Raw genomic sequence first — 11,649 nt, 5'->3', positions numbered from 1 at the left:
TCTGTAAAGTCGTTCTTGTCAAATCGGTGTTTTGAATGAATTTTCCCGAAATCACACTCGATTTTTTAGTCCGCTTGCGGTTTAAACTTACGTTCCGTTTTTCCGATCTCTTCATCGCTGATCTGGTATTCCAATTGCAGGAATTCTCTGAAATCTATTGACTTATGATGGTCCCGATCTCCGTCGCATTGACGGTTTGCCTGGACAGATTTTGTCACGCCTGCTACAGTAATCGGCTTTAAGGTCAAGTTCTGGGTAACAGGACATACTCCAGGTTTAGGAGACAATCCATTATACGCACAGGTTCCCCCACTTTGCACTTCTTCCGGTTGTGGATCCAGGCCGTGCTCATTCTCGAAAGTCGGATAATTTTCACCGTTATAGAAACGACGATACATTTTTCCCCAAATAGGAACTGCAAGAACTCCTGCAGCCTGGCCCCTTCCAAGTGAGATTGAACTCTTATCAAATCCAAGCCAAATGACAGTGGTCAATTTAGGATCGAATCCGCAGTACCAAGCATTTGTAAAAGAAGAAGTGGATCCGGTTTTTCCGGCAGCGATCCCTTTGTAATTTCCCTGGTCAGGAGAATGAAGACCATTCGCTGCAGTTCCTCCCATGGCAACCATGGTCAGCATTTTGCGAAGAATATAGGCTGTTCCTTCGCTGATGATCTGAATGGAACCGTCCTCCGCTTCCTTATCCAATTCTTCTCTGACTTTTAACTCTTCATTATAAATTACGTTTCCTGACTGATCGATCACATATCGAACGGAAAGTGGGATCACATTTCTTCCCTTATTTGCGATGATAGAATATCCCACCGCCATTTCATAAGGGCTCAACTCCGCAATTCCCAAGGCAAGAGCAGGACTCGGCATAAATCTACTCTTATCAGCCTTTGTTAAGCGAGAAGCAAAATCTATAACAGCATCCGCGCCTGTGCGAAGGAACACCTGCACAGAAACAATATTCAAAGACATGGAAAGCGCTCTGGAAAGAGGAACCATTCCTTGGAAATCTCCGTCAAAATCCTGAGGAGACCAACCTTCTCCTTCTTCCGTAAGCGTGGTCAAAGGTGCGTCCATGATCCCGGTTCCGGAACCTACGATACGCTCAGCAATCGCAGCTCCATACACAAAAGGTTTGAAAGAAGAACCTGTCTGCCTTCTCGCCTGGACCGCGCGATTGAATTGGTTTTTAGGAGTGAACTCATATCCTCCAACCATAGTTTCTATATAGCCGTTGGTATGATCTATTGTGATAGCAGCACCTTCTACGTGAAGGTTTTTGCCGAATACTGCGGATCTTTTTTGGAATTCAGTGAATGCAGCGGACTCATTATCAGCAGGAAGAAGTAAACTGAGAACATCTGCCGAATCGATCAGTTCTTTTTCGAGCGCTACTCTGAAATTCGCCTTATCGTCTAAGCGGCTCACAAAAGGAGGAGCCACAGGAAATAAGGAACCTATAAAATTATAAAGTCCTACGAGACCTCGATCTGCACCGCCAGCATAATTTACGGTAACGCCTGAAACAAGATCATCGTGTTTTTTGAGAGCCTTGCGAAGTTCGTCTTGGGCGATCTCCTGCTTGCGGATATCCAGTGTGGTGTAAATTTTGAGACCACCGCTATAGATCCGATCTTCTCCCAATTCTTTTAATAATCTCTGTCTTACAAATTCAGTAAAATGGGGAGCTCTGTTTAGTTTGGTTCCCCAGGTAGATTGAGAAGGAGATTGAGTGATTACGATGGGCCAGTATTTTTCCCAGAATTCGTCATGGATTGTCTGAACCTTATCGCTTGGAACAAATCCTTGGGAAGCCATGAGTTTCAAAACTTCCAAATGTGCTCTTTTAGAAGCCGCAGGATTTTTATAAGGAGAATAATCCACAGGCGCCTTAGGAAGTCTTGCAAGAAGTGCGGCTTCTGCCACATCCAGATCCGAAACGTCCTTATGGAAATACACATCCGCTGCAGAAGCAAGACCGGTCGTTCCGTGACCTAAGTATATTAAGTTAAAATAAATTTCTAATATTTCTTCTTTAGAATATTCTTGTTCTATCTGAAGAGTAAACAGAGCTTCTACGAATTTACGAATAAAGGATTTTTTCCTGTTATTCAAAACTGTTTTAGCAAGCTGCTGAGTTAAAGTGGACCCACCCTGTTTGATCCTACCTGAGATCACATTGACTGCCGCCGCGCGAAGGATTGCGGAGAAATCTATCCCGAAGTGATTGAAAAAGTTATTATCTTCCACCGAAAGGAAAGCTTGGACAACATGAGGAGGAATATCTTGGTATTTTAGAAGTTGCTGCTTATGGCGATACAATTCAGCATACACCACACCGTTGATATCATACAAACGAGTTGGAGTGGTAGGTTGGTAAGAAGCAAGAATTGCAAGCTCTCCCCCCTCATCCACTTCTGCGATAATATATCCGAAAAATAGACCGCCCAATAAGGCTAAGACCAAAAGTGTTTTTGTAGCTCTGTGAATTCCTTCGCTAAATAGATTCATACGAGTTTGAATTTCATTCCTTCTCTAGCCAGTACAATGGATAGGTCCTTAGCTCCAAGATTTTCAGCATGGGTTCTGGCGTCATCCAAGATGATTGCTAAAATTTCGTCCGAATAGGCGGGTTCATGGTGGGTCAAAGCCAGTTTTTTGACCTCCCAAGAAGAAGCACAATTGACTGCCATAGTGTAAGAAGTATGACCCCAATCGAATTTTTGGAAGGATTCGTCCAAAGTGTATTGAGCGTCCAAAACCAAAAGATCTGCCCCTTTGAAGAATGGTTTTTGCTCCTGGATCAAAGGAAAATCCTCACCATTATACTCGGCATCGGTGGCAAAAATAAAACTTTTCCCATTTTCGGTGAATTTGTAGGCGATGGAGCCTCCCGGATGTTTGAGAGGAAGCCATTCCACTTTGACACCGCCAATTTCCAGGACTTCTCCCTTTTGGAGCCTCCGGAAATTTCTTTCTGAACCGAAATGATCGAAATGGATTGGGAAAAATCTGGGCTCTTGTTGGTATTTTAATCTTTCCGGAAGATCCTCTAAAGGGGAATAGAAGGTAAACTTATTTCCGGGAATATACATCGGTTTGAAAAACGGGATCCCATGGATATGATCCCAATGGGTATGAGTGAAAAATACGGAAGCTTCTCCCTTTCCTTGGCCGAATTTTTCTCGGACTAAGTCTTCTCCCAGGACTCTCGCTCCAGTTCCAAGATCCACAACCAGCTCAACCCCGGAAGAACCAATGATCCGAACACAGGTAGTATTTCCACCGACCACATAATTCAGAGGTTCTGGCAACTGATCGAACCATTCTTCGGGAGAAGAGAAAGCTTTTCCCTCCGACTTGGCGACAAGCCTCAATATGGAAATTACTTTCTCCCTGTATTCCTGATTCGATAAGGGGGCAGGAATAGATCCCCGGACTCCGTACAAGAAGATTTCCATCTTAGGAACAATTACTATATTTGGCCCAAACTGTCAAAGGAAACAAAATCCGGATTTAGGTTGTCGTTCGAAAGGAAAAAAGAAAACTAGGAAGGCAATGGCGTCTTTCTCTAGCGGATTCGGTGTCTCAACCTCTCCACTCGTTCGGAAACTTTTGATCTTAAATATAGCGATTTTCGGGATAGAGTTTATTCTAAGCCTGACAGCGCCTTCCGTTCTTTTGGCCATCCTCGGGTTATTCGGCCTGACTCCCGGCCTAGTCCTAGAAAAGTTTTTCGGCTGGCAGTTACTCACTTACAGCTTCTTTCATTCCCCTAATATGTTGATCGGATTCTTATTCGAAATGTTCGCATTTTGGATGTTCGGGTCCGCGTTAGAGTCTCATTGGGGAACCAGGAATTTTTTACGTTATTTTATGTTCTGTATCTTCGGAGGCGGGGTCGCTACCGTGCTCGCTTCTCTTTTGGGATTCCAGCAAGGGACGGTGCTCGGTATTTCTGCAGTCCTATACGGGCTAATCACAGCTTATGCATTGATCTGGCCGAATAGAGAACTTTTGTTTTGGGGAATATTTCCGATCAAAGCAAAGTATTTGGCCATCATCATCCTAGCGGTTTTGATAATTTTAGGACTACAAGCAGGAACTCCGATCGCCAACGGACTGGGCGGCTTCGCTGCAGGCGGACTTTACTTTTTATATTACACGAAAGTAAAATATAGATTTGGGATCAAATTCCCCAGCTTCTCTTTTTCCAGATGGAGACAAAAAAGAAAAATGGTCCGCTGGCAGGAAGAGATGAAAACCAGAGAAGAAGCAAAGGAAGAAGTAGATCGTCTCTTAGAAAAAATTTCCAAAGAAGGAATGAATTCTCTGAATAAAAAGGAGAAAAAATTTCTGAAAGAAGCTTCTAGTAAGTATTATAAGGCGGAAGATTAAGATTGGCCGCGTTTACTCAAAAGAAAACATCTGCTGATAACCCATCTTAAATCCTTGGTCATAGGTATTATCTTTTCTCATCCCATATAGACCGCTAAAGAAAACTCTTCCTCCATCTCCTATCTTATACTGAACTCCAGGATGCAGATTAAATGAATCAGAACGAGGAGTGGATATTGTATCTTCCACTGCCATACGATAAGTGGTCTCCAGAAGAAGTATCCAATTCGAATTCGTTTCGTAAGAAAGAGTGGCTCCCGCTTCCATATAACGATAATATTTGTCTTGGATAGGATCTCTGAACTTAGAATCTGTTTCTCTTTCGTATAAGCCGAATGCTTGGAATTTAGTTCTACCAAAATCTAATACAAAACCCAAATGAGGGCGAACCAACAGTAGATCAGGATTTCTTTCTCCGATCCAAGGTTCGGATGCAGAAGGTCCGTAAACGTTAACACCTCCTCCTATCGAAAATACCCCGAAGGTAAAAAATGTTTTCAGACCCGCTTTCCATCTATCCCAACCACTCCAAGGCGTAGCCTGAGTAGCATATTGATCTACATATCCGTAACCTGCAGAAACCGCAAAATGATCTCCTAATTTCAATTCTCCATCCAAAGAAATGTTACGATTCCGATCATAATCTTTAGAATTTCTATATTCTTTTGCATCCTCGCTAATTACGAAAATATTATATACTCCGATTGATTGTCCCCATACAGGATATGGGATCACTGTTTTATCCGACCCGAAAATTTCCGCAAGTGGACTAAAGAATAACAGAAGGAGTAAGAACCTATATTTCATAATAGGAACTCCAACCAAAACTCAGGCAAAGTAGCCTTAAGATATTCTCTTACTCTTTGGGAAAGGATGCCATAACCTTCATCAGTCAAGTGACCGCCGTCTAGTAACATCTCGCTATGGATCATATCTTCAGGATCGATCCTAGGTAAGAAGGTGACCTTTTCTTTCATTTCCAAATTGATCATGGACGCTGCTTTCACAGGCCAAGGAACTTGCACGGTCCACACATTCAGAACGATGATGTAATCACAATGGTCGTTCAGTATTTCCAAGGTCTTAAGTTGACGTTGCACAGTGGCATCGACCTCTTCCCAACTAGGTTCTGGCTGATTGAGGAAATCATTTACACCGCCGTTCAACATACAGGATCTATATCTTCCTGTTTCATTTTTAGCGGCCTCTTGGATCTCGTAGGTCCTTCTGCCCGGAAATGCCTTCTTATAAGTCTCGAATTCAGGAAACTGCTCTTCTACAGGCCAGAAAGCGGAGATACTATCCCCAAAAAGTGCAAAACTAGGTTTGTATATTTTGGATTTTTTGGACTGAGTATCCTGATCCAGAACGCATGCCCCCAACAAAAGGGACATGGCCAAAACAAAAACTGAAAACCGATTAAAAACTCCCTTGGTTTTCAAAGGGCGAGAAAGAAGTCTCAACTTCTCTAAGAAATAAATTATATTCATTTTTCATAATGCTCTATAAATTAGGACAAGAGAAGAAAGAATAATGTTCCAATTTTACTAAAAATAGAATAACGCTGACCGAAGTTCAACTAAACTTAAAGCACACTTTAATATTATATTTTTATAATATATATGGAACGCGGTTCATTTTTATTAAAACAAAGTGTTTAAAATCATTCCCTGAGTGAGAGAAGAGAGTGTAAGGTTAGGACTAACGATCAAATGGATCAATTAAGACTACAGTCCGTAGTAAAACCCATGGACGAAAACTATAGTCCGATAGACTCTGGTCTCGAAGTGCGGACTTTTATACTAGACCAAAAATCCATCAGGACACCTTATTATAATTTAGCTTTGGAAGAGGCTCTCGCAGTCCAATTAATAGTCGGAGGATATTCCGGAGGGGTCCGATTTTGGGAGGGACCCAGGTCCATCATAATGGGTCTCTCCGAGAAACCGGAACTAAGTGCAGGAAAAGAAAATATAGAAAGTTTCCTGGCGACATTCCAAAAAAGACAAGCTCCTAAAAAACCTTCTCCAACAGATCCTGTATATTTAGCTAGAAGAGCAAGCGGAGGCGGGACAGTTGTTCACGAACCTGGCTGGAACCTGAACTTTAGTCTTTTTGTTTCTTTAGAAGCAAAACCTGAACTATATCCCGTCTCTAATTCTTATAATATATTTTTAGGCCTGATATCTTCTGCCTTAAACAAACAAGGACTCAAAACGAAATGTAAGGGGAAGTCCGATCTTGCCCTGGAACTTTCTCCGGATGTATGGAAAAAAATATCCGGTAACGCTCAGTTCAGAAAGAAGAACTGTATTGTGCAACATGGGACCCTAATCTTGGATCCTAGACTAATTCCACTAGTGTCGGACCTCCTACCCCATCCTCCGGAAGAACCCGAATACAGAAAAGGCAGAGCTCATGAAGAATTTGTGACCTCCCTACCTGCCTCTTTTTCACCAGGAAAATTCAAACAAGACCTTTCCCTTTTATTTGCGGATTATCTGGGGGTTGAAATCCTAGGTACCGAAGCGGATCCTTCCTTCTTTCGAAACGTTCGCAAGGCGGCAGATCGGCTGTTCCAGGAAAAATATTCAGATCTAGGCTATATTCTGGGAGAATGATTCTCGCAGCACCACAGAGGAAAAAATGAAATACCTTCCCCAACAAGACCCCGAAGTTTTTAAAGCCTTACAAGCGGAAGACCAAAGACAGGAACAAAACCTGGAAATGATCGCTTCCGAAAACTTCGTGTCCAGACCAGTTCTGGAGGCTTATACTTCCACGCTTACCAATAAATATGCGGAAGGATATCCTGGAAAAAGATATTATAATGGATGCGTGAACGCAGACGCCGTGGAGTCTCTGGCGATCGAAAGAGCCAAAAAGATCTTCAAAGCAGAATATGCAAACGTTCAGCCTCACTCCGGGGCGCAGGCAAATATGGCTGTGTTCTTAGCTACTATGGAACCGGGAGATTCTTTTTTAGGAATGAACCTGGCCCATGGAGGACATTTGACCCACGGTTCTCCTGTAAACATCAGCGGAAAATATTACAAACCGATCCCTTACGGTGTGGATCCTAAAACGGAAACAATCGATTATGATGCTCTTGCTTCTCTCGCAAAAGAACATAAGCCTAAATTGATTGTTGCAGGTGCTTCTGCATATTCCAGAACGATCGATTTTGATAAGTTTGCAGAGATCGCAAAATCCGTGGGCGCAAAACTGATGGCGGATATCGCGCATATCTCCGGGTTAGTTGCTACAGGATATCATCCTTCTCCGATCGATAGTTTTGATTATGTTACTACTACTACTCACAAAACTCTAAGAGGACCAAGAGGTGGATTAATTCTTTCTAAATTAGAAAACGAGAAAGTATTAAACTCTAGAGTGTTTCCTGGTATTCAAGGCGGACCTCTGATGCACGTAATCGCTGCAAAAGCGGTAGCATTCGGAGAAGCTTTAACTCCCGATTATAAAAAGTATATCGAAACAGTACTCGCAAACGCGAAAGTTTTGGCAGAGGTTTTTGTAAAAAGAGGATTCAGAGTAGTGAGTGGTGGAACGGACAACCATCTGGTTTTACTGGACGTTTCCGTAAAAGGTCTGACTGGTGCAAAAGCGGCGGATGGACTGGACGAAGTTGGAGTTACAGTAAACAAAAACGCCATCCCATTCGACAAAAACCCTCCTGCGGTTGCTTCCGGAATTCGTTTAGGAACTCCTGCACTTACTACAAGGGGACTCAAACCTTCCGATATAGAAAAAGTAGGAAATTTGATCTGCGATTTCTTGGACAATCCGGACGACGAAAAGACCAAGGAAAAAGTCAAGGCTGGGGTGAAAGAAATCACCCAACAATTTCCGATGACCAATTTCAGATTGGATTAAAATTTAACTGCAAAAACAAGAGGCCAAATGAAGTTTCTTTCTTATATAACTGAAAAGCGGTCCGACGAATACCCTGCGCTAAACGGCGTCAGGGCTTTCTCAATAATGATGATTATTGGACTGCATATTTGGATCGGAGCAAACCATTTCATACCCGATATTCCAATTCTTTTGGACACGGCATTGAAAAATCTAACAGCAGGGATTGATCTGTTCTTTGTATTAAGCGGTTTTTTAATTTATGGGAACCTTTTAAAAGAAAAGACAAAGAATGGTAATATAAAGCTCTCATTCTTTTATATAAAACGTTCTTTTCGGATTTTTCCTGCGTATTATTTTTTATTACTCGTACAGTATATCAGCATGCGAGGAATATTGAAGTCGCTAAATGCCGCGCCTCATCTCGATTCTTCGAAGGAACTTTTAAAAACAAATCTTACGGAAAGTATCTCCTATTATTGGGCAGATTTATTATATATTTCTAATTATACGAAAGGGAGAATGTTCGATTATGGATGGTCTCTCTCAATCGAAGAACAGTTTTATATAATATTACCACCACTTTGTGCACTTCTGTTTTTCAAAATATCGGATAAAACACGAAGAATTCTATTAGTATCATTATATTTCCTGCCGTTAGTCTTTAGGATATTATATTCCCAATTCAACATTTTCCCCCCTCATGTAGTTTATCAGCATAGCGAAACAAGGTTTGATTCACTGATTGCTGGGATGTTATGTTCAGAACTTTATCTCTCAACAAATTACACAAATATCGTTGGAAAGAAATCCGTTAGAATTGGATTATATATTGTATCCATCGCATTAGCTGCGATTGGCTTTTTAACAGAAAGAAATACAATAACTCAGATTTACGCTTATAATTGTTTAAATCTAGGTTTTGCTGGTCTCGTTTTGCTCAGCCTTTGGGAGAGTTCTTATTTCGGGAAATTCCTAAGCCTACCAGTATTTCGCCCTATTGCCAGAGTAAGTTATACAATGTATCTTTGGCATCTTTACCCCACCTCCGCTGCAATTTCCTTAGTGTGCGGGACGGTAATTCATTCTTTAAGCTACTCTAGAACTTTTGCAACTTTCTTAGTCGCAATGCTATTTACTTTTATATTCTGCGTGATCTTGTTCTATTTAATCGAAAGACCCTTTTTAATGCTAAAAGACAAATGGATAGCTCATCTGAAATCTAAGTGACCAATTTCAGATTGGATTAAAATTTTCAGACTTCTCCGGGATTTTTTCCGGAGAAGTCATTCGCCCTTTCTCGAACTCTTTTCTCTTCCCCGCCCGCCTCCCAACCAAGTAAACATCTTGACTACTTTATAATTCTATTTAATATCTTTGCATGCTCATATTAAGTCAGGATCCCGGAAGCCCTATCCTGATTTGGCCAGAGTTCTCTTGGACTCCAGTTATCAGTGGAGCGATTTTTTTAGTCCTCCTATTCACCGTAATCTACTTATTACAACGTTATCTACGCCGACAAAACCGCCTCGCGTTAGAATATAGAGCTAAGATAGTATCCAAATTACAGCTCCATCATTTTAATTCCAAGGACACGAATCTTTTCCACACTTTCTTGGACCAAGTGGACAACTCGGATCTAAAACGATTAGCGGAAGATCCGTCCTGGTATCGAAAATATTTCCTTCCTGAATTTCTACAGTTCCTTGCAGAACAAAGCAATCTTCCCGCATGGAAAGATATATTGATCGTGCATACTTTAGACCATTTGATAGAAGATCATAAAGCCATTGCCAAAAACTTCATCACCGCTATCTTAGAAACAGATTCCGAGGAAAGATTTCCAGCCTTATTGGGGGTCCATGAACTGGATGAGAATTCCTTAAATAGAGCGATAAGAGCCAGGATTTATACTAAAAAAGTCGGAGCCACGTTTTCTCTTACAAGATACGAAAGAATGCAGATCTTAGTTCCGGATGAGAGTAAACAATGGCTCAAAACCGAAGCAATATTGATCTCCCAAGAGGGAACGAATCTAACCTTACAGATAAAAACTGTTCCAGAGCTCGATGAGAAAAAAACCGCAGAATGGATCGAAACTTCTAAAACAAGTCCCGCCGGTCCTGCTCATCCAGGCGCCTTACCGGATGAATATTTAAACAGCCTGGCCCAAATATTAGAATATTCAGGACTGAATCCAGGCATCTGCGACGAGATCACTCGACTGGTAACCGCATACAAAGAGCATCCAGGATTAATAAGAAGAAGACACAAGCAAGAAGATTATAAAATATTAATACGATTGTATAAGGCCTGCTTTATCAAATCTCGCTCTCAAGCAGCGGGAATCCCTAAGCCGGTCCTTCTGTTTATACATTTTTTCTTTTTAGACGAAGATTTAGTTTCCGCAAAGAGAATACAAGATCTGGAACTCGCAATCGCTACATTAAGATCGTCCGTCACAGATCGCCAATACCAAGGAGTAAAACTTTCTGTTCACCTTCTTCCTGATTGGTTAAATTTAATACTCACAGGTAAAAAGAGCCCTTCCCAAAATCATATGGGGCAAACTTACGACCAGATCCAAAAATCAAATCTGCGTTGGAACCAAGAAGCGGAAGCAAAGAATTTAATGAACAAAGAATATCTTATGCACATTCTCGACTGGGAATTGGAAAATATTCTTTATATGGGACTTTTAGGAGTCTCCTTAAATCCGAATTTTGCTTATCCGATCCTTTCCGAAGATCAATTTTACGGAGCCACAGAGTCCAATCTGACTTTTCCGGATAAGATCCTATCAAATGCGGAAAGAGTTTTAAAGATAGATACAAGTATTTTCCATAGAGAAGTAAGCGTGATTTCCAATACGGATCCAAGCCGAACAGATCAATACAGGAAAGAATTTTTTGCAGATTGCATCCTCCTTCCTTACAGTGGCAACAGAGGAGTTCTCTGGCAAGACACAAGTGTCGGAAGTCAAGATTACAGTAGGTTATTATTCCCGGTTGTTATGACTGAGAATGCCACGTTAGTAGTCACCAAAACCCTCGGAGAATTTCGCTGGGAAACAGAAAGGACCTTAAGAGGCAGAAAATGGAAGGACCCTATCCCTGCTTCTCTTATCTCTGAATATTATTCCTATCTGGAAGACTTCCAAAGGAACCCAAACCTAACTGTAGAAGCTAAAAAAAGAATAGAACAACAATGGGTTAAGGTTGGAAAGAATATTAAGGATATGTTTAGCATAGACTATGCCTATTGGATCCTTTTAGAAGCCGAAGGAAAGCCCAGACTGAATCGAGCCGTTAGGGAAATCCTGAATCGATTTGTTCCTATCCAGATTAAACTGTGATCCCCAAGTCCT

At 41.5% G+C, this 11,649-nt stretch carries 9 protein-coding genes; 5 read left to right on the top strand and 4 right to left on the bottom strand.

Annotated features, from left to right (window positions below):
* Positions 1–65: 65 nt before the first annotated feature.
* Positions 66–2,522, bottom strand: coding sequence for a penicillin-binding protein 1A (locus tag CH352_RS17875; protein ID WP_100708157.1), 2,457 nt, complete (start codon positions 2,520–2,522; stop codon positions 66–68).
* A complete protein-coding gene (locus tag CH352_RS17870) occupies positions 2,519–3,472 on the bottom strand; it encodes an MBL fold metallo-hydrolase (protein WP_100708156.1) in 954 nt (317 codons plus the stop codon). Before CH352_RS17870 ends, CH352_RS17875 begins: the two co-directional genes overlap by 4 nt.
* 97 nt (positions 3,473–3,569) lie before the next feature.
* On the opposite strand from CH352_RS17870, the gene CH352_RS17865 reads away from it, so the two are divergent.
* Positions 3,570–4,409: a rhomboid family intramembrane serine protease gene (locus CH352_RS17865; protein ID WP_100708155.1), complete on the top strand. Its 840-nt coding sequence runs from the start codon at positions 3,570–3,572 to the stop codon at positions 4,407–4,409.
* 12 nt (positions 4,410–4,421) lie between these two features.
* Here CH352_RS17865 and CH352_RS17860 read toward each other — a convergent pair whose 3' ends face one another.
* Both CH352_RS17860 and CH352_RS17855 read right to left on the bottom strand, forming a co-directional pair.
* Positions 4,422–5,216 (bottom strand): hypothetical protein, encoded by a 795-nt coding sequence (locus CH352_RS17860; RefSeq protein ID WP_100708154.1) that lies wholly within the window; start codon positions 5,214–5,216, stop codon positions 4,422–4,424.
* Positions 5,213–5,899: an SGNH/GDSL hydrolase family protein gene (locus CH352_RS17855; RefSeq protein WP_100708153.1), complete on the bottom strand. Its 687-nt coding sequence runs from the start codon at positions 5,897–5,899 to the stop codon at positions 5,213–5,215. The genes CH352_RS17860 and CH352_RS17855 overlap by 4 nt, the downstream gene beginning before the upstream one ends.
* Before the next feature lie 297 nt (positions 5,900–6,196).
* Between CH352_RS17855 and CH352_RS17850 the strand changes: the two genes are divergently transcribed.
* From CH352_RS17850 to CH352_RS17835, 4 genes are all read left to right on the top strand, one after another.
* Positions 6,197–7,030 carry a lipoate--protein ligase family protein gene (locus CH352_RS17850; RefSeq protein ID WP_100708200.1) on the top strand — a complete coding sequence of 278 codons (834 nt, stop codon included), beginning with the start codon at positions 6,197–6,199 and terminating at the stop codon, positions 7,028–7,030.
* Between the two features lie 25 nt (positions 7,031–7,055).
* Positions 7,056–8,303, top strand: a complete 1,248-nt coding sequence (glyA, locus tag CH352_RS17845) for a serine hydroxymethyltransferase (RefSeq protein WP_100708152.1) — start codon at positions 7,056–7,058, stop codon at positions 8,301–8,303.
* Between the two features lie 27 nt (positions 8,304–8,330).
* Positions 8,331–9,512, top strand: coding sequence for an acyltransferase family protein (locus tag CH352_RS17840; protein WP_100708151.1), 1,182 nt, complete (start codon positions 8,331–8,333; stop codon positions 9,510–9,512).
* A 151-nt stretch (positions 9,513–9,663) separates the two neighbouring features.
* The gene (locus CH352_RS17835; protein WP_100708150.1) at positions 9,664–11,637 is read left to right on the top strand and encodes a hypothetical protein; all 1,974 of its coding nucleotides are present in this window, start codon (positions 9,664–9,666) and stop codon (positions 11,635–11,637) included.
* The last annotated feature ends 12 nt before the right edge of the window (positions 11,638–11,649 follow it).

The sequence above is a fragment of the Leptospira hartskeerlii genome (genome assembly GCF_002811475.1).
Lineage (GTDB): Bacteria > Spirochaetota > Leptospiria > Leptospirales > Leptospiraceae > Leptospira_B > Leptospira_B hartskeerlii.
The sequence above is the reverse complement of the archived record's forward strand: the minus strand, read 5'-3'. Positions and strand labels throughout refer to the sequence as shown.